A 24,230-nucleotide genomic window follows, 5' to 3' on the forward strand; every position below is an offset into this window, starting at 1 on the left:
TTTTCACTCGTTCTTCTTCAGTATATTTTCTAATAAAATTTTCACTCATAATGCACCCCTCCATTCATTAATCCTAGTATAATTCCATTTGAATTATGAGTCTACATTTCTATAGGGGCCTATGAGACCTTCACTGTCCACTGTCAATTGTCCATTGTCAATTTTTTTGAAATATAGATTAAAACTTAAAATTAAAATTCTCAACTGAAACATGAATAACTTAAAGGTTCAACTTGGATTCCTATATAAATAATTTAAATTTTAACATATATATAATAGAGAAATAATGTATTGTGAATATAATAAATATTATAGCTTTGAGAAAAGAGTGATGTTAGATGAAAAAAAAGATAATATTTATTGTATTATTAATAATTGTATTACTCTGTTTTTCTTTAGTTCAATACTTTTCTAGTGTAAATTTTAGTATAGGTAATGATAAGTGGCTTATAACTAATCATAATTATATTGAAACAGATGATACTTCTCAAAATATTTATGTAATATATAAAGAAGATAATTTAATTAAGTTTGAAAAACATAATGTTGAAGATAATGAAAGTATACAAATTACTATACCTATTGGAAAAGAGTTTAAAATATCATTACCTGCGAATTCAATGGTATCCTATAAATGGAGAATAGATAGTGAAATAAATGAACAGATAATATCTTATTTAGGTGATGATTATATAACTCCAACTAAAAATAAATTAGGAATAAGAAATGGAGCGAGAGAACTAATAAGAAGACAGAATTTAAATTTATATTCTAAAGGTGTGGGAAGTACGACAATAGATTTAAAATTTATTTATAATGAGGAAGAAAAAGCCGGAAGAAACAATAAAGTTATTATAAACGTTATAGATGAAAGTAATATAAAGAAATGATGAAAAAAATTCTTGTTTGTTATATAATATATAGGAAATAAACTTAAAATACGTTGTAATAGAATTTAAACTATCAAGAAGAAAAGTTTTGGAAGGAGATATTTATGGCAATAAGAGAAATTTTACAATACGGTGATGACATATTAAATACTGTATGTGAAGATATAACAGAAATAAACGATGAGGTACTTGAGTTAGTGCAAGATTTAAAAGATACATTGTATAGTTGTGATGGAGTAGGACTTGCTGCACCACAAATAGGTGTTTTAAAAAAGGCTATATTAATAGACCTTAGGGATGGTTCCGATGCAATAGTGCTTTTAAATCCTAAGATTGTTAAAAGTTCTGGAAGTAAAAAAGACTTTGAAGGTTGTTTAAGCTATGTTATGCATGAAGGTGAAGTAGTTAGACCTACTAAAGTTGTTGTAGAAGGAATGACAGTAGAAGGAAAAAAAGTAATGTATGAAGCTAAAGGATTTTTAGCAAGAGCTTTTTGCCATGAAATAGATCATTTATCAGGTATAATGTATATGTCAAAAGCTGAAGTTATGTATGAATTAGTTGAAGAAGAAGAATAAAATATATACTCTGTGATAAATAATTATAACTTAAAAGAAGAAATTCTTAGAGTTATGATTATTTTTTTTGTGAAATTTCAAACAAAGTATGAACAAAAAGTTAACAAATTAAACAAATTTTAATTTATAATATAATGAAAATATTGGTTAAAAAACTAAATTTTCTGATATAATTGATAGTAAGTTTAAAGGTTATTAAGAAAATATCTGTTTAATATCTGTTTATATGTAAAGAAAATGAAATAAATAATTTTCAAAGTCCATAAAAATTAACTCAAAATATAAATTTATGTAGAGGTGTATTTATGGCTATAAGAAGTAATGAGATGAAGCTTGAAATTAAAAAATTTCAAAATGTAAAGACTTGGATAGAAGATAAAGTTGATGATTTAACTATAAAAAATGAAGAATGTAAAGAAAGAATTTCAAATTTGAAAAAAGCAAGTGGAGGCACATACAGTACAGATTTAATTTTATGTGAGCAAAGGTTTAAATTTATTTCTAGAAACTTACATGAATTTAACGAATCAAAAAATATTCCTTATTTTTCAAGAATAGATTTTAAAGAAAAATATAATGAAAAGGAAAGTTTTTATATTGGAAAATTTGGATTAAATGATGACTTGAAAAATGAAGAGGTAATAATAGATTGGAGAGCACCTTTAGCCAATTTATATTACAGTGGGACATATGGAAAGTGCTCATACAATTCACCAGCAGGTAAAGTAGAAGGTGAATTAGAGTTGAAAAGGAAGTTTTTAATTAGAGATGGAGCGCTAGTTGATGCCTTTGATGAAGGAATAAATGAGATAATATTAAAATCAAATGCAGAAGGCGATGAATTAGTAGATGAATTTTTAAAAGTTACACTAGATCAAAATGTAAGTAGTAAACTTAAGGATGTAGTGGCAACAATACAAAAAGAACAAAATGAAATAATAAGAGCATATAAAAACAAACCTATAATTATACAGGGGTCAGCTGGTTCAGGAAAAACAACTGTAGCACTTCATAGGTTAGCATATTTAGTTTATCAGTATGAAGAAGAAGTAAAGGATAAAGATATATTAGTAGTAGCACCAAATAAAATTTTCTTAGATTATATATCAGAGATATTACCTAATTTAGGAGTTTACAATATAAAGCAAAATACTTTTGATGGTATATGTAAAGAATTTATAGGTTATAAAGGTAAGACTTTAAATAAAGATGAAAAGCTTGCGTATTTAATAGAGGCTGTAAATGAGGAAGAATGTAAATATATAAAAGCTATTAGTAAAATTAAAGGTTCTCTTACTTATAAAACATTGATAGACAAATATGTAATGTATTTAGAGAAACAAGATATAAATTTAGATGATATAAAGGTAGGAAAATATACATTATACTCTCAAAATGAAATAAAAAGATTATACGTGAGGGATTTAATACATTTGCCAATAAAGAAAAGAAAAGAAGAAATAGAAAGATATTTTAAGAAACAATTGCATAATAGAATAGATAAACTTAAAGATGAAATAGAAAAAGATTACTTTTTTATGATAAAAGATATAAAAAATTTAGAAATTGATGAACTTGAAAAAAGAAAAAAAATTATAGAACTTTATGATGAAAGAGATAGAGAAATTTCTATGCTTAAAAGAAATTCATCAGAAGTATTAAAAGAATTTTTCAAACAATGGAAAAGTAGAAATGTTATTGAACTATATAATGAATTATATTCAAGTAAAGAATTTTTTAATAATATAACTAATAATAAGTTGCCTTCTAAAATAGTAAATTATATTGTGGAAAGTAGTAAAAATAATATAGATAATAAGGTTATTGATAGTGAAGACTTATGTCATATACTATATTTGAAGATGAAAATTGAAGGAATAGATAAGAATTTTATTCATATAATAGTAGATGAAGCACAAGATTATAGTATGTTTGAGATGCATATAATAAAACTTTTAAGCACTCAAAATTCAGTAACAATTGTTGGAGATTTAGGACAAGGAATTTACAATTATAAGGGAATTGACAATTGGAAAAAAGTTATAAGTTCAGTATATAATGATGATACAACATATATAAATTTAACACAAAGTTATAGATCAACAGTAGAAATTATAGATTTTGCAAATGAGGTATTAAAAGAGCAAAAGTTAGATATAATACCGGCTAAACCCGTTTTAAGACATGGAGATAAACCTAAAATATTAAAGTTTAAATCTAATGAAGATTTTATAAGAAAAGTTGAAGAGATAATAAATGAAATAGATGTTGAAAATAAAACAACAATAGCTATAATATGCAAAACACTAAGCGAATGTAAAGAAATTTTTAAATATGCAAAAAAAATGAATAAACAATGGGAATGCATAAGTAATAGTACTTCTAAAATTAAAGGTAAAAGAATAATAATACCTAGTTATATGACTAAAGGATTAGAGTTTGATACTACTATAATATATAATTGTAGCGAAAATAATTATAATATAACAAGTGAATTAGATAAAAAAATACTTTATGTTAACTTAACAAGAGCATTGCATAAAGAATTTATTTTTTTCAATGGAGAATTATCTAAAATGTTAACTTCTTAATAATAACTATTACTTGAAAAGAAATATTTGATATGATAATATATATTTAGTGAATAAATTGTTAATAATTTTTTATAAAGGATAATAAATTTATTAATATTATGGAATCCTATATTTAATATAAAAAATTTAAAATAAATATTATGAATGAAAAATTAGTAAAAGTATTTGTAAATGTTTTATTAGAGAGGGTGTTTTTATGAAACCAGAAAAATTAAAAGAAGATTTATATTGGGTAGGTGTTAGTGACCCTGAACTTAGAGTTTTTGATATAATAATGGAAACTAAAAGAGGAACTACTTATAATTCTTACTTAATACAAGATGAAAAAATAGTTCTATTTGACTCTGTAAAAAATAGATTTTCAGATATGTTTTTAGAAAATATAAAATCAGTAATAGGTGATAAAGGTATTGATTATATAGTAGTTCACCATACTGAACTTGACCATAGTGGATCTTTAGAAAAGGTTTTAGATGTATATCCTAATGCTACTATAGTAGCATCTAAAGCGGCATTAAAGTATTTAGAAAACATTTTAAATAGACCATTCAATAAATTAGTAGCAGATAAAGAACTAAATATAGGAAAGAGAACATTAAAATTTATATCAGCACCAAATTTACATTGGCCAGATACAATGTTCACATATGATGAATATGATAGAACATTATTTACTTGTGATGTAATGGGATGTCATTATTGTCCAACAGGATGTATAACTGGAGATTGTGGTGGAGATTATGAAAGTGAAATGAAATTATATTTCGATTGCATAATGGGACCATTCAAGAAATTCGTAAATATGGGACTAGATAAAATAGAAGATTTAGACCTTGATTTAGTAGCTCCAAGTCATGGACCAATTCATACAAAAAGACAAATATTTAAGTATATAGATTTATATAGAAAATGGGCTGAAGAAGAACCAATAAAGGAAAAGAATGTACAAATATTCTATATTTCTGCTTATGGTAATACAGAAAAAATAGCATTTTTCATGAGAGATTTAATAAATGAAAGAGGGATAAAAGCAGAAGCGCATGAAATAACAAGTCATAATTTAATAAATTTAATTGACAAAGTTGATAAAGCAAGTGGAATATTAGTAGGATCACCAACAATAAATCAAGATGCAGTAGCGCCTGCATGGAATTTATTAACTGGTATTAGTGCTGTAGTTAATAAGGGAAAAGCAGCAGAATCATTTGGATCTTTTGGTTGGAGCGGTGAAGGGGTATCAATGCTTCATAATAGATTAAAAGAATTAAAATTTAAAACATTAGATAATGGATTTAAATTTAATTTTGTACCTAGTGAAAAAGAATATGAGGAATGTAAAAACTTTATAGATGAGTATTTAAAATTAATAAAGTAATGTAAAAAACTATAGGCAAATTTTGCCTATAGTTTTTTTATTATAAGCTTTCAGATATAACATCCAAAAGATCTAAACATAAGTTTATAGTAATAGTACCATCTTCAAGCTTTGTGTTTAATTCTACAAAATCCATAGATTTTATTTTACCTGTTTTTAAAAGGTTAGATAATAAGGTTTTTACATCATCCACTGTCATACCATCAGGTACTGGTGTTCCAGTTCCAGATGCAAACTCAGGATCAATAGAGTCTATATCAAAGCTAAGATGTATGTTTTCTACATTATTTTTGTTTAATATATTGTTTATATCTTCTAGTATAGAAAGTATACCTTTGCTTTCTACATCTTTAGTAGAATATACATTTATACCTTCTTTAGATATTAATTCTAATTCGCCTTTATCTAAATCTCTAGCACCAATGATAAAAACGTTTTTAGGATTAACTTTAGAACCATTAAAATATAAATTAGTTAAAGTTTTGTCTCCAAAACCCATTGCAGCACCTAAAGGCATTCCATGAACATTTCCAGTAGGTGAAGTTTCTGGTGTATTTATATCACCATGAGCATCAATCCATATTACTCCAAGATTTTCATAGTATTTACTAGCACCACAAATACTACCTAATCCTAAAGAGTGATCTCCTCCAATAACTAAAGGAAAAGAATTAGAATTTAATGAAGAGTAAACAGTTTGAGCTAAATTTGAATTTACCTCAACTATAGTATTAAGATATTTCATTTTAGGGTGAGAAGAAAACTTATCACATTCACTAATAGAAGGAACATATAAGTTTCCTAAGTCGAAAACTGTATGATTATTCTTTCTCAAAATATCTAACATACCTTGTTCTCTTAATTGATTTGGTGATAAATCTACACCTTTTTTGTCGCAGCCTAAAAATAAAGGCACACCTATAACATTTATTTGCATAATTATTCCTCCTTTGCGATTTAAAATTATATAACAAAATGAAAAAAAATATAAGTAGTTTTGAAAAAAAACTTTAAATTTCAACATTATAAAAATTAAGAAAAATGTTAAAATTATAATAAAAGCATTTGCTATTTGAGTATATAATATAATAGATTTATAATAATTAGAGGAGGTAATGTTTTGGATAAGAAGAAAATAGTAGAGTTTTTAGCAGAATGTGATCTAGAGGATATAAAAGAGTTATCTTATGATGATTCAAGAATAATATTAAAATTTAATTATTACTTTGATGATTTAGAACTAGAGGCAGCAGAAGAATATGCAAATGATGAATGTGAGGAAGAAAGTAAAAGTGAAAGTTGGTATTATGAATATCTATTGCCATATTTAACTGATTTTGCAATGGATAATGTGGAAGAGATTGTAGAAGAGTGTAGTGAAGAAGTAGAATTAAATTATGAAGTGATATGTTATGAACCAACTGAAGTGTGTTATGATGTTATGAATTTTATAGCAGTATTTTCTAAAAATGAAATAGATGATATAGATTTAATAATGTTAAATTTAGATAAAAAATAAATCAAGCCTTCAGAAAGGAATAAATATCTGAAGCTTGAACAATATATGTATTTAACGTATATATGAAATTTTATCTAATTAATTAAAAATAAGTTTTTGATATTCAACTATATATTTATCTAACATTTGGGAATAATTGACTATCTCATTATCAGTTATTGAATTTTTTAAAACTAATGAATTTAAGATAGATTTGTAGTAGTCAATTTTTTCTTGTAAAATTTTGGCATCAACATTCATTTTCTTTCTCCTACATAAATATTATTTTTTTTACTGATTTTTACAAATTAAATTGTATCAGAAATAATTAGTAATGTTAAGAGAAAAGTTTTGTCAAAAAAATACATTTTTAATTATTTTTTTACAATATATAAAAAATTATGAAAGTATATTCATAAAAAAGAAAAAAAGCTAGTAAATAGACAGATACCAGTATTAAAGAAGCAATTTTAAAAAATATATAAAGAAAAAAATGTAAAAAGCAATCGAATTAAGAAAGAGGTATTATTATGGATTTTGATAAAATGATAGAAAGAATAAACTATTTGTACAAAAAAAGTCAAAATGAAGGATTAACTGAAGAAGAAAAAGAAGAACAACAAGAATTAAGACAAAGATACATAAACAATGTAAAAAGAAATTTTAGAGCACAGTTAGAGGGAATAGAAAGAATTCCACCAAAACCAAGAAGTTAAGGAGAAATTTAAGTATGGTAACTGTTGAAGATATAATAAAAAATTTTAATGTAGAAGTTTTAATTGAAGGAAATACAGAAAAAGAAATAAAGGCCTGTGATATAAACAGGCCTGGACTTCAATTATCTGGGTATTATGATTATTTCGACACGAAAAGAATACAAGTAATTGGTAAAAGCGAATATTACTACTTAAAGTCGCTTTCGAAAGAATTAAGGAGTGAAAGAATAGATAAGTTCTTTTCTTTAGATATTCCTTGTATAATTATAACTCGTGGATTAGAAGTAGATGATGAACTTTTACAATGCGCTAAAACTCATGGGATATGGATTTTGAGAACAAAATTAAAAGCTAGCAAATTTACAGGAAGAATCACTAACTTTTTAGAAACAGAATTAGCGCCAGAAACTAGAATGCATGGAGTTCTAGTAGATGTGTATGGTATAGGAATACTTATCTTAGGTGAAAGTGGAATTGGGAAAAGTGAAACAGCATTAGAGCTTATAAAAAGAGGACATAGACTAGTTGCAGATGATGCTGTAGATATAAAAGAAATAGATGGAACACTTCAAGGAACATGTCCCTATGTAACTAAGGGAATGTTAGAAGTTAGAGGATTAGGCATAATAGATATTTCTGCTATATATGGATTAAGTGCTATAATCCCTAGAAAATTTATAAAACTAGTTATATCTATTGAAAATTGGAATCCTGATAAATATTATGAAAGATTGGGAATTGATAAAGAAGAAATAGAAATATTAAATGTTAAAGTTCCAAAAATAACTTTACCAATAAGGCCAGGTAGAAATTTAGCAGTTATAATAGAAGCAGCAGCGGTTAATTTTAGATATAATGCTACTCAAAATATTACTGCAGTAGAAACTATTGAAAAAAGGTTAGAAGATTTAAATAACATAGAGATTTGAAGAAAAAGTTAAGAAAATGTTAATAATTATTGAACAATTTAAAAAAAATAAGAAAATAACATTTGTAATTATTAGAAATATTATGTACAATATATTCCGAGAGATATAAAAATTTGAAATGATATAAATTTTTTCAAAATTTAAATTTTAGGGAGGAAAAAAATATGGCAGATTTAACAAAAAAATATGAATTAGCTTGGGACAAATACACTAAAGAAGATTTAGAAAAGGTATTTGCATTATCAAATAGATATGTAGACTTCATGTCTAAATGCAAAACAGAAAGAGAATGTGTTGTAGAATTCACTAAATTAGCAGAAGCTCAAGGTTATAAAGATATAAATACATATAAATCTTTAAAAGCTGGAGATAAAGTATATGCTAATTGCATGGGAAAAACTTTAGCATTATTCTTAATCGGTTCAGAACCAATAGAAAAAGGATTTAACATCTTAGGAGCTCACATTGACTCACCAAGATTAGACTTAAAACAAAATCCATTATATGAAGATGCAGATTTTGCAATGTTAAAAACTCACTACTATGGTGGAATTAAAAAATATCAATGGACAACTCTTCCATTAGCAATACACGGAGTATTCTGTAAAAAAGATGGATCAATAGTTAATGTTGTTCTAGGTGAAGATGAAAATGAACCAGTAGTTGGAATTTCTGACTTATTAATTCACTTATCAGGAGACCAAATGGCTAAAACTTTAGCAAAAGGTATCGAAGGTGAAGACTTAAATGTTTGCATAGGAAGTATTCCAGTTGAAGACAAAGAAGCTAAAAATAGAGTTAAATTAAATGCATTAAGATTATTAAATGAAAAATACGGAATAGATGAAGAAGATTTCGTTTCAGCAGAACTTGAAGTAGTTCCAGCTGGAAGAGCTAGACATTATGGATTAGACAATTCTATGGTTATGGCATATGGACATGATGATAGAATCTGTGCTTATACTTCATATGAAGCAATGGCAGCTTTAACAGAAACAAAGAAAACTTGTGTAACTTTATTAGTTGATAAAGAAGAAGTTGGAAGCCAAGGTGCTACAGGAATGCAATCAAGATTCTTCGAAAACATGGTTGCTGAAGTTGTAAACTTAATGGGAGATTACAGTGACTTAAAAGTAAGAAGAGCATTAGCTAACTCAAAAATGTTATCTTCAGACGTAAGTGCTGCATTTGATCCAAACTATCCATCAGTAAGTGAAAAACAAAACAATGCATTCTTCGGAAAAGGTATTGTATTCAATAAATATACTGGAGCAAGAGGAAAAGGTGGCTGTAACGATGCTAACCCAGAATTCATTGCTGAGTTAAGAAGCATAATGGAAAAACACAATGTTTCTTGGCAAACATCAGAGCTTGGAAAAGTTGACCAAGGCGGCGGTGGTACAATCGCTTACATCTTAGCTGAGTATGGAATGGAAGTTATCGACTCAGGAGTTGCTCTACACAACATGCACGCTCCATATGAAATAGCAAGTAAAGCTGATATATATGAAGCAAGAAGAGCATATGAAGCATTCTTAATAGAAGCTTAATTAAAATTTATAATATAAAAAATAAGGTTCTGCTTATAGCAGGACTTTATTTTTTTATATTGATAAATAATTGTAAATTTTATTTATAATTTTAAAAAGAAAAGCTATAAAATGATATAATAGAAGTTATGAAAATATAAAAAGTAGCAGAGGTGAAATATTTGGAGCGAGTAATCATTCATATAGATATGGATGCATTTTTTTCATCTGTAGAGGTTTTGGATAATCCTAAATTAAGAGGGAAGCCAGTTGTTGTTGGGGGAGTTTCAGAAAGAGGTGTTGTAGCTACATGCTCTTATGAAGCTAGAAAATATGGAATAAGGTCAGCTATGCCTATATATAAGGCTAAAGCACTATGTCCAAATGCAATATTTTTACCTACAAGAATTTCAAGATATAAAGAAGTATCAAGTAAAGTTTTTGAAATTTTACATAGAATTACAGGAAAAATAGAACCTGTTAGTATAGACGAAGCATATTTAGACATAACGGATATAAATGAAGATGCATATATAGTTGCAAAAAGAATAAAAAAACTTGTAATGGATGAGGTAAAACTTACTTTATCGGTAGGCATATCATATAATAAATTTTTAGCAAAGTTAGCATCAGATTGGAATAAACCTAATGGTATAAAGATTATAGATAAAGAAATGATACCTAGGATATTATGGCCTCTTTCTATAGGAAAAGTTCATGGACTAGGAAAACAAATGGAAAGAAAACTTAATAATATGGCTATTTTTAATATAAAAGAACTGTATGATTTAGATAAAGAATTTCTCTATGAATATTTTGGGAAACAAGGAATAGAAATTTATTATAGAATTAGAGGAATGGATAATAGAGAAGTAATTACAACTAGAGAAAGAAAATCCATTGGAAAAGAAATAACATTGAAAAATGATACAAAAGATAAAGATGAATTGAAAAAGTATTTGAAAATATTTTCATTTAAAATAGAAGAATACTTAAAAAGAAATAATTTATCAGGAAGGACTTTAACAGTTAAAATAAAAACAGCATCTTTTGAAAATCACACAAAAAGTAGAACGTTAAATACATATATTAGTACTAATGAGGAAATTTATATTGAAGCTTTAGAAATACTAAATAGTATAGAATTAAAAGAAGATATACGATTAATAGGATTGACAATCTCATCACTTGGGGAGTGTGAAATAGAACAACTGAAGTTGTTTTAAATATTAAGGGGGTAAGATGTTATGTATTTAGATTTATTAGAAATAGTTAAGTGTCCAAAGTGCAATGGAAAATTTAAGATTAATAACATTACAAAAGAGGAAGATAATGAGATATTAGATGGAGAAATTTTTTGTAATTGTGGAGAGAAGTATTCAATAAAGGATGGTGTACTAGATTTTAACTCAAAAGAACAAGAATCTATGAATCAATGGAGTGAGTCTTATAAGGAGCTTAATTATGATGAATTAGATAAAAAAATAGAAGAAAATACTGACGTTATAATAAGTGACTTAAATAATAAATTAAAAAAGTACATTATAGATGATCTAAATTGCAGTATGCCAGAGGTTGTGTTAGATATAGCATCTGGAAGAGGAATGCTTGCAAGATATATGGCTGCCAATATTAATTATAATCCAACAATAATTTTAACAGATTTAAGTTTTGAAGTATTAAAATATGATAGGATAAAATTAAAAAATATAAACAGTTCTTTGAAAGTTAATTTTATAGCTTGTGATTGCTTGAATTTGCCATTAAAAGATAAAACTATAGATAGATGTGTAAGTTTCTTTGGAATATGTAATATGATTGGAATTCAACTTGAAGGAATTAAAGAATGCAAAAGAGTACTTAAGCAAAGTGGAAAACTTATAAATTCCGCAATGATAGAAGAAGATAATGAAAACATTAAGTCAAAGATAAATGATGCTTTAAAATTATGTAATTTAGATAGTATTGGTGAAATGGTATTTGAAAAAGATGTATACAATATTCATAAAAATGGAGGGTTTGATAATGTTAAATTAGTAACAATTGGAGAGGGTATTTGTAATGAAAATAAATTTGATTTAATTCCACTTATTAATGAATGGTATGCTGTTATTGCTATAGAGGCAAAATAAAATTGAAATAATATATTAAATAAAGATAAAGGGTTTATCTCATTACTGAGATAAACCCTTATATAATAAAAATACATTAATTTACTAAAGCTACAAGTGTATCAGGATTAGTTATAAGTTTAATATCATCTGGTAGATTGATATCCTTTACAAATATTTTATCATTATATTCTAAACTACTAACATCTATTTCTAAGTATTCAGGTATTTTTTCAACTGGACCTTGAAGTTCTATGTCATTTAAGTTATTTTCAAGAACTAGTCTTTTAAGTGCTAAATTCTCATGACCAACGAATTTTACAGGAAGTCTTAGTTTTATTACTTCATTCTCTTTTACATATTGGAATTCAACATGCATAATTTTATTAGTAACACAATCCTTCTCAACTTTTTTTACAACACAACGTTTCATACAATCGTTAACTTTAAGTTGTATTATAGAACCATCTGAATTAGCATTAAGCAGCTTTAATAGTGAAGGTTCATCCATTTTTACAGGAATATTAGTTTCTAGAAATTCGCCATAAATTATTCCAGGAACCTTTCCAAGCTTTCTTACTTTTTTACCCGTTTCGTTTTTAAGTCTTTCTTCTGCTAAAATTATTGATTTATTCATCTTAAATTCCTTCTTTCTTTAAACACATAAACAAAATAATAAGTCAATTTAATTAATATGTTAGTTTTTTATATGTTTTAATTAATGTAGAGTAAAACAAACTTGAATATAAAAATTATTTATATTTATGAATTAAAATATTTTCAAGTATGTAACTTATCCTATATATACTCATAATTTATAAAAAAATTATAGATATATATATATAATTTCCAAAGAAAATTAAGACAACATTAATTACATATTAGGAGGTCTTAATTCTACAATAGAAATTAGGAATAATCCTCCACATATGCATCACTCTCCTTTTTTATTCTATTTTATACAAAATAAATTATAACTCAAAAATGGAAATAATAAAATAAAAAAAGAAAATATTAACAATAAATTAATATGTTTACATAAAACTGTAATTAAATATAATTTAAGTTAAATTTAAGTTAAAGAATTCATAAAGATAGATATTCTTTTATCATCTAATGATACACAACCAATATCTCCATGGTTAGAATCTTTTTCAATTCCATGAAAATCTGAACCACATGTCAAAATTTTATTATATTTTCTAGCAAGATTAATATACTTAGCTGTATCATAATCACTATTAATTGAATAATACGCTTCAATACCATCAAATTTTAATTCCATTAAATCTTCAATATTAGATTTTTTTATTAATACAGGATGAGCAAGTGAAACAAAAGCATTATATTTTTTAAGTATATCAATACCTTCTTCAAGTGAAATATTTTTATTTTCTACATATGCAGGACTATCTTTATTAATGAATTTCTTAAAAATTTCATCAAAAGTATAATTATATCCATTCTTTATTATTGCTTTAGCTATGTGAGGCCTTGCTATTATGTAGTTATCCCTAATATCCTCATATGAAATTGATATATTAAAAAATTTTTCTAAGTTTGAGATTATCTTTTTAGCTCTTTCTATTCTAGAACTTTTTAAATCATTTAAAAAATTTTGAAATGATTTATCTTTATAACTATCATCTTTAAAATAACCTAATATATGAATGCTTTCATTATTATGCATTGTAGAAAGTTCAATACCAGGAATTATAGTTATATTTTTAGTTTTACTATATGTCAGTGCTTCTTCTAAACCATTTGTTGTATCATGATCTGTGATAGCTAGTATATCTAAAGTGTTTTTAAGGGCTTTATCTATTAGCTTCACTGGTGTTAAAACTCCATCAGAAGCAGTTGTATGTGTATGTAAATCAATCTTCAAATTAACATCTCCTTTAAATGTAATTCTTTACTATAGCGCAATGAATTGTTTTATTTCCAATAAAATTGTATTCTTAAATAAGAAAACATAATAATATTATTATTACTAATATAACATAGATATAAAGCATTAGAAAAACAATGATTAATATATTTTACATAGTAAATTCAACTTGTAAATAGATTATTGAATTTTAAGATGTTTTTAAATAATTAATAAATTTTAATATTTACATTTTCACTATATAATTATATAAATTTAACAAACTTTTTAATAAAAGGGGAGAAGACAATGTTTTTGATGATAGATAATTACGATTCTTTTGTATATAACTTGGTAAGATATTTAGATGAAATAAATGAAGAAACTATAATTTACAGAAATGATAAAATAACAATAGAAGAAATTTATAAATTAAATCCAGAAGGTATAATAATTTCACCAGGACCTAAATCACCCAAGGAAAGTGGTATAGTTTTAGATGTAATAAATGAATTTAAAGGCAAAATACCTATATTTGGTGTTTGTTTAGGACATCAAGCTATTGGACATGCTTTTGGAGCAAATATACTTAAAGGTAAAATGCCTATGCATGGAAAAGTATCTGCTATAAAACATGATGGAGAAGGTGTATTTTTAAATATAAAAAACACAATAAATGTTACAAGATATCATTCATTAATAATTGAAAAAAGTTCATTACCAAAAGAACTTAAAATTACGGCTGAAACAGAAGATAATGTAATAATGGGTGTTAGACACAAAAATTATCCAATAGAAGGAGTTCAATTTCATCCAGAAGCAGAACTTACTGAATTTGGACATGAGATTATAAAAAATTTCACAAAAAATGCTAAGTCATGGAATAAAGAGTTTAAAGCGTAAATTTAGGGGGACTTATGAAATGTATATAAAAGAGATAGAGTGTAGTTTAAATCCTTTTGAAGTTTTCAACATATTCAAAGAATATAATGAGGTTATATTTTTAGATAGTGGTAGAGATTTTGAAAGTTTAGGGAGATATTCATTTATAGGATTAAATCCATATAAGACATTTATGTATAAAGATGATATATGCAATATAAATGGGAAAACTTTCAAGGGTGATTGTTTTAAAGAATTAGATAAAATATTTTTAGAGGATAAAATTGAAAATAAAACAGACTTTCCTTTTATAGGTGGTGCAATGGGATATTTCTCTTATAATTTACTTAAGAATATAGAAGAAATAAATGAAATAGCAGTGGAAGATGTTGTGATTCCAGAGTGTTACTTTAATTTCTATGATAATATAATTATATTTGATAATTTAAAAAGAAAATGTACAATAACAGCACTTGGAAAATTATGTGATGAAATGAGGAGCATTGACAATATAGAACAACTTATTAATAATGGTAAAAAAGTTAAGAAAAAGGATTTTTCAATGTTACAATATAATGTTGATGATTTTAAATCAAACTTTGGAAAAGATGAATACATAGAAGCGGTTTCAAAGGTTAGAGAGTATATAAGAAATGGTGATATTTATATAACTAATTTAACACAAAGGTTTCAAAAAGAAATAGAAAAAGATGCTTTTGAAATATATGAAAAATTGAGAACTATAAATCCAGCACCTTTTGCATCATATATGAATTTAAATGATTTTAAAATTTTATCATCATCACCAGAACGATTCTTAAGTGTTAAAGAAGGGATAGTAGAAACTAGACCTATAAAGGGAACTAGACCTCGTGGGGGTAATGATGAAGAAGATTTTAAATTTAAAACTGAACTTTTAGAAAGTGAAAAAGATAAGTCAGAACTTTTAATGATAGTAGATTTAGAAAGAAATGATTTAAGTAAAGTTTGTGAAAAAAATTCAGTAAAGGTTACAGAATTATTTAAGCTAGAAGAATATAGTACTGTATTTCATTTAGTATCCACAGTAATTGGAAAACTAAAAAATGAGTGTTCAAGCATAGATTTAATAAAAGCAACTTTCCCAGGGGGATCAATAACTGGTGCACCAAAAATAAGGTCAATGGAAATAATAGATGAAATTGAAAAGGTTAAAAGAAATATATATACTGGTGCAATTGGATATTTAGGGTTAGATGGTAATGTAGATTTAAATATAGCTATAAGAACTATATTCATAAAAGATAATAAAGCATATTTTGGAGTAGGTGGAGGAATTACTTTTGAGTCTAATGAAGAAATGGAATATGAAGAAACTATAGATAAAGCTAAAGCTTTAATGAGAGCGTTAAGTTAAAAAATTGTATAATTATATAGATTATATAAGAAGAGAGTGTGAGTTTTTTGGAAAGCAGAAGTAAAATAATTTTAGATGATGGATTTATATTTGGAAGAGGATGCTTTGAGACAATACTTATAAAAGATAAACCTATATTTTTAGAAGAACATATCAATAGATTAAATTATTCGCTGAAAACTTTAAATGTGGATAATGAATTAAGGATAGAAGATGTAATTAGCAAAATAAAAGAACTAGATATTAGAAATAAAGCACTAAAAATCATGGTTTCAAGTGACAATGTTGTATATAAAGTTAGAGATATTGGATATTTGGAAAAAAATTATGAAGATGGATTTAAAATAAAATTTAGCAAGATAAGAAAAAATGAATATTCTACTTTAACATATGTTAAATCATTAAATTATTTAGAAAATATTATAGCAAAAGAAGATGCTAAAAAAGATGGATTTGATGAAAGCATATTTTTAAACACAAATGGTTTTTTAGCTGAGGGTTCAGTATCAAATATATTTATAATAAAAGATGATATAATTTATACTCCAAAAGTTAATTGTGGAATTTTACCAGGAATAATAAGAGGATTTTTGATAGATAACATAGAAACTATAGGGTACAGGATTATACAAAAAAATTTAACAAAAGAAGAAGTGTTAAATGCAGATGGAGTATTTTTAACTAATAGTTTAATGGGAGTTATGAAAGTTTCAGAAATAGAAAAGACAAAAATGAAAGAAAGTCCTTTAATAAATGAAATTAGAGAATTTTATCTTAAATTTTTATAAAACATAACTTAAAGTATTTTAATTGACAATTTAGTTGCAACTAAAATAAACTTATAACACTATAATTAGGTAAAAAATTATAATATAAGATTAAAAATGACCTACAAATGTTAATACAACTATAGAAATGGAAGTGTTTAATATGATAGATAAGGAAAAAATTGAAAAAGCAGTAACTATGATTATAGAAGCTATAGGTGAGGATCCCAATAGAGAAGGGCTTTTAGAAACACCTAATAGAATTGCTAGAATGTATGAAGAAATATTTGGTGGATTAGAAGAAAATCCAAAGAAACATTTAGAAAAAGTTTTTACAGTAGAAAATGATGATATAGTTATAGAAAAGGATATTACATTTTATTCTATGTGTGAACATCATTTTATACCTTTTTACGGGAAAGCACATATAGCGTATATACCTAATGGTAAAGTGACTGGACTTAGTAAACTTGCAAGAACAGTAGAGGTATTTGCTAAAAGACCACAATTACAAGAAAGATTAACAGCACAGATAGCAGAAGCTATAATGGAAAATTTGGATACAAAAGGAGTTCTTGTAATAATTGAAGCAGAACATATGTGCATGACTATGAGAGGAATTAAAAAACCTGGAACTAAAACAACTACTATAGTTGGAAGGGGAATTTTAAGAGATAATATAGATATGCAAAATCAAATTATATCTTTAATTAAATTTTAATATATAAAACAAGGACTAAAATATTATGAAAAAAATAGAACTTATAATTAATAACGAAACTTTTAAAAAAAATTTAAAAAAATTACAAGAACTTGAGAAAAATAGAGTTTTTTGCAAACATGGTATAGAGCATTCTTTAGATGTAGCTAGAATTGCATATATTATGGTTTTAGAAAATAATTTAAAGATAGATAAAGAAATAATATATGGTGCAGCACTTTTGCATGATTTGGGAAGAGTACTTCAATATGAAGAAAATATTCCACATGAAGAAGGAAGTTTAATTTTAGGAAAGATAATACTAAAGGAATGTAATTATTGTGATGAAGATATAGATATGATTTTAAATGCTATAAAATTTCATAGAAAAGAAGAAAGCAAAAGTGAATTAGGAGAAATTCTTTATAAAAGTGATAAACTATCTAGAATGTGCTTTGCATGTAAAAGCGAACTAGATTGTTATTGGGATAAAAAAAAGAAAAATTTTATAATTAAATATTAATGAGAAATTTTTATAGGGGTGAGTGATTTGACTAGAATAATGAAAATTGAAAAGAAAAATTTTGATTTAGATGAAAGAACTATAATAATGGGTATACTTAATGTAACTCCAGATTCATTTTCGGATGGAGGAAATTATAATACCATAGAAAACGCTGTTAAAAGGGCATTAGAGATGATTGAAGAAGGTGTAGACATAATAGACATAGGTGGAGAATCTACAAGACCAGGACATAAATCAGTAGGTTTAGAAGAAGAACTTGAAAGAGTTATACCGATTATAAAAGCGATAAGAGAAGTTAGTGACATTCCAATTTCGGTAGATACATATAAGGGAAAAGTTGCAGAAGAAGCAATAAAAAATGGAGCATCGCTTATAAATGATGTTTGGGGATTTAAGAAAGATGAATACATTGCAGAAGTTGCAGGAAAATATAATGTGCCATGTTGCTTAATGCATAATAGAGAAGATAAGAATTACAATGATATAATAGAAGATATGATTGTGGATTTACAAAAAAGCATAGATATAGCAATAAAAAATGGTGTAAAAAAAGAAAATATAATTTTAGATCCAGGTATAGGATTTGCTAAAACTTATGAAGATAATCTTGTAGTTATGAAAAATCTTAAAAAAATAAAAGAAATGGGTTATCCAGTTTTATTGGGAACATCAAGAAAATCATTTATAGGGAAAGCTTTAAATATAGAAGAACCTAAAGATAGAGTAGAAGGTACTATGGTAACTACTGTTATGGGAATTATGAGCGGGTGTGAATTTGTTAGAGTTCATGATGTTAAAGCTAATAAACGTACTGCTATGATGACAGAAGCTATACTAAAATGTAAATAGTAGAAAAATTATAAAATGACAAGACAATTAGCAAGAGGTGTTTGAATGGACAAAATATATATAAAGGATTTAGAGGTTTTTGCGAACCATGGATATTTTGAGGAAGAAAAGAGTTTAGGACAAAAATTTATTTTAACTATGGAAGTTGATTTAGATTTAAGCAAAGCTGGTAATGATGATGATTTAAATAATACAGTACACTATGGTATATTATGTGATGAAATAGAGAAAGAATTTACAAGAAAAAGTTATGATCTTATAGAAAAAGCAAGTGAAGAATTAATTAAATTTATAATGTTTAAATATGATGAAATAAAAACTGTAAGATTAGAACTTAAGAAGCCATGGGCTCCGGTAAAAAAACACTTAGACTATGTCTCAATAAAAATGGAAAGAACTTGGCATGAAGCTATAATAGCTGTAGGAAGCAATATGGGAGATAAAAAGAAAAATATATTAGATGCATTTAGTTCTATAAATAATTCTAATCATACAAAAATATTGGAAATAGCAAATTATTATGAAACAGAGCCATGGGGATATGAAGCTCAGGATAAATTTTTGAATACGGCAATAAAAGTAAAAACTATATTAAGTCCTAAAAAATTAATGAGATATTTATTAGATGTAGAGTTAGAAATGAAAAGAGAAAGAATAATAAAATATGGACCAAGAACTTTAGATTTAGATATAATATTTTATGATGATATTGTAAGTTACGAAAAAGATATAATAATACCACATCCAAGAATGGAAGAAAGGATTTTTGTGTTAGATCCTTTATGTGATATAGTACCATATAAAGTACATCCTATCTTAAATAAGAGAGTTGTTGAACTAAGAGACAATTTATTGCAAAAGAGTAAATAAACATAAAGAATCAGCATTATAAATTATAATGCTGATTCTTTACTGTATAGAAATTTAAACTTTTTAAAAATATAACATAAATATGAACATTAGTATAAAAAATCTACTGCTATATTAAATTTAAAGTTATCTGTTATTTTCTACATAGTATTTACATAATCCATATAAATTTAGAGAAAGAGGGATATCCTTCATATCCACATAATCCTTGTCTAATGAACCATCCCAAGGTGAAATGGAGATATAATTTTCATCATATATGTTTATAGCATACTTAGTATCTGCAAAAGATATAAAAACTTTGTATATTGATTTTTTATCTCCAATAGAATTTTTTATATCAGGATTACAATATTCAGGTTTTAAAGAATTTACAAATTTTAATATATCAAAACTTTGATCTTGAGATAAATTTATTTGCTTGTACATATTTACATCAAAAACATATACTTCTAATGGTGGATTTTTTATGTACGAATTAATTAATTGGTCAGTGTAAAAATTATAAGAGAGTTTTTCCTTTTTAAAAATAAATTTTAAATCAGAAGAACAACCTGTAAGTCCTAATGTTATGAATAATATAAGAATGATAGCAGTAAGCCTTTTATACATAATAAAAAATCAACTCCTTAGTAAAGTTTATTTAATAGTCTTTAAAATATTTTATCTAAAGATTATATAATAACTTATGAAAAATAGTTCATGTTTATTACAAATTTAAATATAAGGTTATGTTTTTAAAGTGATATATAAACTTAGGATAGATATATACGAAAGAATAGATAGAGGTGAAGATTTATGAATATTAGGTCAGTAGATTTAAGTTTAAACAATTACACAAGCTTTGGTATGAAATATAATAATGAAAACAACAAAATGAACAATGAACAAAAGAATACACAATCTATTAAGATTAATACTAAAAATAATAATAACATTATAGAAAATTTAAACAAAGTGAAAGAAAATTTATTGAAGAAAAAACAAGAATTACAAGAAAAGGGACTGGAACCAGAAGAATTAAAAGAAAAGTTAAAATCCGTAAATGAAGAAATAATGAAAATAGAACAAGAAATTTGTAATGCTCAAATTATGGAAAAAGAGAAAGAGCGAGAAAAGGCTGAAAATAAAATTAAAGAAAAAGTGAAAAATGAACACAAGGATGAAGAAAGAGATGGTGTTATAGTTTCAGGTTCCCTTATTGAATTAATGGAATCAAATAATCACTTAGACAATGCTAAGATATTAAAATCAACTAAAGCAAATTTAAAGGTAGAGTTAGGTTATTTAAAAAATAGGAAAAGTGAAAGTCTATACGTAGAAGCAAATTCAAATGAAAATTCATATGTAAACAAACATATTAGAAAACTTACAAAAGGAATAAACGGATTAGAAAGAAGAATTAATTTAGAGGTTAATAAATCTAATATAAATAAAATTGAAAATGATGATGAATTCGTTAAGAAGAATAACAAAAGTAATAATGATGAAGAAAGCACAAAGAAAATAGAAAAAGTTAATAATGATAAAAGTGAGAATGCAGATTAACTTTGTACAAAAAATAGAAGGGAGGAGCCCTTCTATTTTTATGAATTATAAGGTAAGAATGTTAAATATACATAGGGTGTTATAAAATTAAACAACTAACTTTAGTAGTTTATGTCATATATACTTATAAGGACTTTAAATAAATTTATAATTGAGTTTTTAAACTATTACCAGAAAAATAACCAAAAAAACGGATTCCAAAAACAATCATCACAGCAGTTATTATTACATGAGTTATTACAATTATTATTGTTATTACATGAATTGTTACAATTATTATTGTTGTTGTTGCAATTATTTGAGCAATTTGAACAACCTTGACAGTCATCATCAGAGCATATATAGAAATTATATTGATTTGTCATTTCTAAAAAACCTCACTTTATAAATTTAAAAGTAAATTTTGCAAGTTAAATATTAAGCTTAAACTTTGATGTTAAAAATTTACTTTTACTTTGATAAAATTTATTTTGATAATATAACATATGAGGATGTATTAAGAAATGATACAAAATAGATGAAAAAATATAAAAATAAATTTAAATTTAATAAAAAGGAAAAAAATATATTTACTTTAAATAATTAAATTATAATACATAAATGAGAGAGGATGTTATTAATAACATTTACTTATAAAATAGTACTATTATTCAAGGGATTTTTTTATATAATTATATATTATAGGAAGTTAGTGATTTTATATAAAAAAATAAGATCATGAATATAAATTCATGATCTTATATGGTACTAGTGACGAGAGTCGAACTCGTACGGTTTCCCGTTCGATTTTGAGTCGAATGCGTCTGCCATTCCGCCACACTAGCATGTCACAACCTGACAAAAATTATTTTAACATAATGCAATAATAAAATCAATAACTTTTCAATATTTTCCTTTAAAATTAGATGAAAAATTTTTCATATATATAATTATATAGAGAAACAAGTTGAAAAGTACAATTATTTTTGTTTCATTTGGGAATTCTAATTAATTTAATTGAAAATGAAAAATTGAAAGTTGAAAGTGAATGTAAAAATTGGAGATCCAATTTTAAAAAATGAATTTTTATTAGATTTGCAAAGCAAATTATTTAAACACAATATAAAAATTTAGCTTTATAAAATATCCAAAGTAATAATGATAGTTACTATTAAAACTATGATTAGTAAGAATATTATGATGGGGAATTTATTCTCCAAAATGAACTTTTTATGGATAAATATTATACTGATTTTATTTGAAGTACAAATAAAACATTGTAGTGGGGATTTCAATCCCCGGGATATTCACCATCACTCTTAACTCTTACTTGGTTTCAAATATAAAAATAGCAATAAATTGTAAGCTTAATAGTATCATTTAAGAAAGAGATTACTTTGAATTTGAACTTGGAACCCTATATATAAAAACAATCACAGTTACAAAATTGAAAACTGTGATTGCTTTGATTTTTACAGATGTTAGTAAAAACTATATATTTAAAATATACTTAAATCAAATTCTCTAGATAATAATTCTAAAGCTTTAAGACCGCCAGAACTATTTCCTTTAGAATCTAGTGCTGGACCTACAAGACCTATTCCCATTCTTCTAGGAACAGCAGCCATTATTCCACCACCAACTCCGCTTTTTGCAGGAATTCCAATATGTACAGCAAATTTACCAGAAGCATCATACATACCACAAGTAACCATTATAGTTTTTATAATTCTACATATATCTCTTGAAACAATTCTTTCTCCACTTATAAGAACGCCATCATTAGCAAGCATTGCACCAATTCTTGCTAAATCTCTACAAGTTACTTCCATAGAGCAAGCTTTGAAATAAACATCCAAAATTTCCTCTATGTCACCATCAAAAATTCCATTGCTTTTCATATAATATGCTAAAGCTCTATTTCTATTGCCAGTAGCTTTTTCACTTCTGTAAACTTCTTCATTTATAGCGATAGAATCGTTTTCACAAATTTTACGAGTTAAATTAAGGATTGTGTTAATTTTATCCTCAGGAGTTTTTCCATTAAGTAAAGAAGTGACTGCAATAGCACCAGCATTTATCATTGGATTTAATGGGCGCTTTTGAGGGCTTGTTTCTAAATTAGTTATTGAGTTAAATGCAAGTTCTGTAGGTTCCATACCTACCTTAGAAAATACATACTCAGCTCCATTTTCTAAAATAGCAACCATTAATGTAATAACTTTTGAAATACTTTGAATAGTGAATTTTGTATCGTAATCTCCTGCGTAATATTCTTTTCCATCAAGAGTTGTAACACAAATTCCTAGAGCTTGCGGGTTAGCTTTTGCAAGTTCAGGTATGTAATCTGCAACTTTTCCTGTATTGGCTGAGTCTCTACTATCATTTATTATGTTATCTAAAATTCTTTTCATAAGAATGTGCACTCTCCTTTGTTGTAATGTATTTTATAAAAATTTAATAATATTAAGTAGTACTAAAATAAAAGCAAAAAAATATCTTATGAATAGCTTTTCATGGAAAGCATTCCCAAGTACGAAATTTATAAACAAAAAAATCTTTAAGAAAATTCGTACATTCTTATTATAATATACATGAATAAAAAATTGCAATGAAAGATTTT

At 25.5% G+C, this 24,230-nt stretch carries 24 protein-coding genes and 1 tRNA gene; 18 read left to right on the forward strand and 7 right to left on the reverse strand.

What is annotated here, in order from left to right; translation table 11 throughout:
- Positions 1-338: 338 nt before the first annotated feature.
- The 4 genes from AC07E4_RS11640 to AC07E4_RS11655 all read left to right on the forward strand — a co-directional run bounded on the left by AC07E4_RS11640 (position 339) and on the right by AC07E4_RS11655 (position 5,437).
- Positions 339-890, forward strand: a complete 552-nt coding sequence (locus AC07E4_RS11640; RefSeq protein WP_040329156.1) for a hypothetical protein — start codon at positions 339-341, stop codon at positions 888-890.
- A gap of 104 nt (positions 891-994) precedes the next feature.
- Entirely contained in the window at positions 995-1,468 is a 474-nt protein-coding gene (def, locus tag AC07E4_RS11645) for a peptide deformylase (protein ID WP_040329155.1), read from the forward strand.
- 305 nt (positions 1,469-1,773) lie between these two features.
- The gene (helD, locus tag AC07E4_RS11650) at positions 1,774-4,059 is read left to right on the forward strand and encodes an RNA polymerase recycling motor HelD (protein WP_478216483.1); all 2,286 of its coding nucleotides are present in this window, start codon (positions 1,774-1,776) and stop codon (positions 4,057-4,059) included.
- A gap of 199 nt (positions 4,060-4,258) precedes the next feature.
- Complete coding sequence (locus AC07E4_RS11655; protein WP_478216484.1) at positions 4,259-5,437, forward strand: FprA family A-type flavoprotein; 1,179 nt, start codon at positions 4,259-4,261, stop codon at positions 5,435-5,437.
- A gap of 40 nt (positions 5,438-5,477) precedes the next feature.
- On the opposite strand, the gene rocF is transcribed toward AC07E4_RS11655, so the two are convergent.
- Entirely contained in the window at positions 5,478-6,374 is an 897-nt protein-coding gene (gene rocF / locus AC07E4_RS11660; RefSeq protein WP_040329152.1) for an arginase, read from the reverse strand.
- Between the two features lie 183 nt (positions 6,375-6,557).
- Between rocF and AC07E4_RS11665 the strand changes: the two genes are divergently transcribed.
- Complete coding sequence (locus AC07E4_RS11665) at positions 6,558-6,956, forward strand: hypothetical protein (RefSeq protein ID WP_040329150.1); 399 nt, start codon at positions 6,558-6,560, stop codon at positions 6,954-6,956.
- A gap of 78 nt (positions 6,957-7,034) precedes the next feature.
- Here AC07E4_RS11665 and AC07E4_RS11670 read toward each other — a convergent pair whose 3' ends face one another.
- A complete protein-coding gene (locus AC07E4_RS11670; RefSeq protein ID WP_074432712.1) occupies positions 7,035-7,196 on the reverse strand; it encodes an aspartyl-phosphate phosphatase Spo0E family protein in 162 nt (53 codons plus the stop codon).
- A gap of 269 nt (positions 7,197-7,465) precedes the next feature.
- Here AC07E4_RS11670 and AC07E4_RS11675 point away from each other — a divergent pair, with 269 nt between their 5' ends.
- The 5 genes from AC07E4_RS11675 (at position 7,466) to AC07E4_RS11695 (ending at position 12,241) form a co-directional block, all read left to right on the forward strand.
- Positions 7,466-7,651: a DUF896 domain-containing protein gene (locus AC07E4_RS11675; protein WP_040329149.1), complete on the forward strand. Its 186-nt coding sequence runs from the start codon at positions 7,466-7,468 to the stop codon at positions 7,649-7,651.
- Between the two features lie 14 nt (positions 7,652-7,665).
- Positions 7,666-8,580: an HPr(Ser) kinase/phosphatase gene (hprK, locus tag AC07E4_RS11680; RefSeq protein ID WP_040329148.1), complete on the forward strand. Its 915-nt coding sequence runs from the start codon at positions 7,666-7,668 to the stop codon at positions 8,578-8,580.
- Positions 8,581-8,744: 164 nt separating this feature from the next.
- Complete coding sequence (locus AC07E4_RS11685; RefSeq protein ID WP_040329146.1) at positions 8,745-10,130, forward strand: aminopeptidase; 1,386 nt, start codon at positions 8,745-8,747, stop codon at positions 10,128-10,130.
- A 161-nt stretch (positions 10,131-10,291) separates the two neighbouring features.
- Entirely contained in the window at positions 10,292-11,335 is a 1,044-nt protein-coding gene (locus AC07E4_RS11690; protein ID WP_040329145.1) for a DNA polymerase IV, read from the forward strand.
- Between the two features lie 21 nt (positions 11,336-11,356).
- On the forward strand, positions 11,357-12,241 hold the full coding sequence (locus AC07E4_RS11695) for a class I SAM-dependent methyltransferase (protein WP_478216485.1): 885 nt from the start codon (positions 11,357-11,359) through the stop codon (positions 12,239-12,241).
- 76 nt (positions 12,242-12,317) lie between these two features.
- Here AC07E4_RS11695 and AC07E4_RS11700 read toward each other — a convergent pair whose 3' ends face one another.
- Complete coding sequence (locus AC07E4_RS11700) at positions 12,318-12,857, reverse strand: 50S ribosomal protein L25 (protein WP_430828524.1); 540 nt, start codon at positions 12,855-12,857, stop codon at positions 12,318-12,320.
- 435 nt (positions 12,858-13,292) lie between these two features.
- Entirely contained in the window at positions 13,293-14,108 is an 816-nt protein-coding gene (locus AC07E4_RS11705; protein WP_478216486.1) for a PHP domain-containing protein, read from the reverse strand.
- A gap of 291 nt (positions 14,109-14,399) precedes the next feature.
- On the opposite strand from AC07E4_RS11705, the gene AC07E4_RS11710 reads away from it, so the two are divergent.
- The 7 genes from AC07E4_RS11710 to folK all read left to right on the forward strand — a co-directional run bounded on the left by AC07E4_RS11710 (position 14,400) and on the right by folK (position 20,080).
- Positions 14,400-14,993 (forward strand): anthranilate synthase component II, encoded by a 594-nt coding sequence (locus tag AC07E4_RS11710; RefSeq protein WP_478216487.1) that lies wholly within the window; start codon positions 14,400-14,402, stop codon positions 14,991-14,993.
- 19 nt (positions 14,994-15,012) lie between these two features.
- The gene (gene pabB / locus AC07E4_RS11715) at positions 15,013-16,368 is read left to right on the forward strand and encodes an aminodeoxychorismate synthase component I (protein ID WP_478216488.1); all 1,356 of its coding nucleotides are present in this window, start codon (positions 15,013-15,015) and stop codon (positions 16,366-16,368) included.
- Between the two features lie 47 nt (positions 16,369-16,415).
- On the forward strand, positions 16,416-17,156 hold the full coding sequence (locus tag AC07E4_RS11720) for an aminotransferase class IV (protein WP_242838431.1): 741 nt from the start codon (positions 16,416-16,418) through the stop codon (positions 17,154-17,156).
- A 145-nt stretch (positions 17,157-17,301) separates the two neighbouring features.
- The gene (gene folE / locus AC07E4_RS11725; RefSeq protein WP_478216572.1) at positions 17,302-17,856 is read left to right on the forward strand and encodes a GTP cyclohydrolase I FolE; all 555 of its coding nucleotides are present in this window, start codon (positions 17,302-17,304) and stop codon (positions 17,854-17,856) included.
- 25 nt (positions 17,857-17,881) lie between these two features.
- Entirely contained in the window at positions 17,882-18,358 is a 477-nt protein-coding gene (locus tag AC07E4_RS11730; RefSeq protein WP_040329134.1) for an HD domain-containing protein, read from the forward strand.
- Positions 18,359-18,397: 39 nt separating this feature from the next.
- Positions 18,398-19,210, forward strand: coding sequence for a dihydropteroate synthase (gene folP, locus AC07E4_RS11735; protein ID WP_430828838.1), 813 nt, complete (start codon positions 18,398-18,400; stop codon positions 19,208-19,210).
- Between the two features lie 45 nt (positions 19,211-19,255).
- A complete protein-coding gene (gene folK / locus AC07E4_RS11740) occupies positions 19,256-20,080 on the forward strand; it encodes a 2-amino-4-hydroxy-6-hydroxymethyldihydropteridine diphosphokinase (RefSeq protein WP_478216489.1) in 825 nt (274 codons plus the stop codon).
- Positions 20,081-20,206: 126 nt separating this feature from the next.
- Here folK and AC07E4_RS11745 read toward each other — a convergent pair whose 3' ends face one another.
- Positions 20,207-20,692: a DUF4883 family protein gene (locus tag AC07E4_RS11745; protein WP_040329130.1), complete on the reverse strand. Its 486-nt coding sequence runs from the start codon at positions 20,690-20,692 to the stop codon at positions 20,207-20,209.
- Positions 20,693-20,878: 186 nt separating this feature from the next.
- Between AC07E4_RS11745 and AC07E4_RS11750 the strand changes: the two genes are divergently transcribed.
- Positions 20,879-21,628: a hypothetical protein gene (locus AC07E4_RS11750; protein ID WP_040329128.1), complete on the forward strand. Its 750-nt coding sequence runs from the start codon at positions 20,879-20,881 to the stop codon at positions 21,626-21,628.
- Positions 21,629-22,370: 742 nt separating this feature from the next.
- Here AC07E4_RS11750 and AC07E4_RS11755 read toward each other — a convergent pair.
- Positions 22,371-22,452, reverse strand: a tRNA-Leu gene (locus AC07E4_RS11755).
- Positions 22,453-23,106: 654 nt separating this feature from the next.
- The gene (gene glsA, locus AC07E4_RS11760; protein WP_040329127.1) at positions 23,107-24,021 is read right to left on the reverse strand and encodes a glutaminase A; all 915 of its coding nucleotides are present in this window, start codon (positions 24,019-24,021) and stop codon (positions 23,107-23,109) included.
- Positions 24,022-24,230: the final 209 nt, after the last annotated feature.

The sequence above is a fragment of the Clostridium amazonense genome, from assembly GCF_056431285.1.

What these genes read in the sequence shown, in the direction of transcription:
- hprK (WP_040329148.1), top strand. Translation starts at nt 7,666, where the DNA reads ATGGTAACTGTTGAAGATATAATAAAAAATTTTAATGTAGAAGTTTTA.
- glsA (WP_040329127.1), bottom strand. Translation starts at nt 24,021, where the DNA reads ATGAAAAGAATTTTAGATAACATAATAAATGATAGTAGAGACTCAGCC.
- AC07E4_RS11750 (WP_040329128.1), top strand. Translation starts at nt 20,879, where the DNA reads ATGAATATTAGGTCAGTAGATTTAAGTTTAAACAATTACACAAGCTTT.
- AC07E4_RS11730 (WP_040329134.1), top strand. Translation starts at nt 17,882, where the DNA reads ATGAAAAAAATAGAACTTATAATTAATAACGAAACTTTTAAAAAAAAT.
- helD (WP_478216483.1), top strand. Translation starts at nt 1,774, where the DNA reads ATGGCTATAAGAAGTAATGAGATGAAGCTTGAAATTAAAAAATTTCAA.
- AC07E4_RS11710 (WP_478216487.1), top strand. Translation starts at nt 14,400, where the DNA reads ATGTTTTTGATGATAGATAATTACGATTCTTTTGTATATAACTTGGTA.
- AC07E4_RS11700 (WP_430828524.1), bottom strand. Translation starts at nt 12,857, where the DNA reads ATGAATAAATCAATAATTTTAGCAGAAGAAAGACTTAAAAACGAAACG.
- AC07E4_RS11670 (WP_074432712.1), bottom strand. Translation starts at nt 7,196, where the DNA reads ATGAATGTTGATGCCAAAATTTTACAAGAAAAAATTGACTACTACAAA.
- AC07E4_RS11695 (WP_478216485.1), top strand. Translation starts at nt 11,357, where the DNA reads ATGTATTTAGATTTATTAGAAATAGTTAAGTGTCCAAAGTGCAATGGA.
- AC07E4_RS11655 (WP_478216484.1), top strand. Translation starts at nt 4,259, where the DNA reads ATGAAACCAGAAAAATTAAAAGAAGATTTATATTGGGTAGGTGTTAGT.
- AC07E4_RS11745 (WP_040329130.1), bottom strand. Translation starts at nt 20,692, where the DNA reads ATGTATAAAAGGCTTACTGCTATCATTCTTATATTATTCATAACATTA.
- AC07E4_RS11685 (WP_040329146.1), top strand. Translation starts at nt 8,745, where the DNA reads ATGGCAGATTTAACAAAAAAATATGAATTAGCTTGGGACAAATACACT.
- AC07E4_RS11640 (WP_040329156.1), top strand. Translation starts at nt 339, where the DNA reads ATGAAAAAAAAGATAATATTTATTGTATTATTAATAATTGTATTACTC.
- AC07E4_RS11675 (WP_040329149.1), top strand. Translation starts at nt 7,466, where the DNA reads ATGGATTTTGATAAAATGATAGAAAGAATAAACTATTTGTACAAAAAA.
- def (WP_040329155.1), top strand. Translation starts at nt 995, where the DNA reads ATGGCAATAAGAGAAATTTTACAATACGGTGATGACATATTAAATACT.
- folP (WP_430828838.1), top strand. Translation starts at nt 18,398, where the DNA reads ATGAAAATTGAAAAGAAAAATTTTGATTTAGATGAAAGAACTATAATA.
- folK (WP_478216489.1), top strand. Translation starts at nt 19,256, where the DNA reads ATGGACAAAATATATATAAAGGATTTAGAGGTTTTTGCGAACCATGGA.
- rocF (WP_040329152.1), bottom strand. Translation starts at nt 6,374, where the DNA reads ATGCAAATAAATGTTATAGGTGTGCCTTTATTTTTAGGCTGCGACAAA.
- pabB (WP_478216488.1), top strand. Translation starts at nt 15,013, where the DNA reads ATGTATATAAAAGAGATAGAGTGTAGTTTAAATCCTTTTGAAGTTTTC.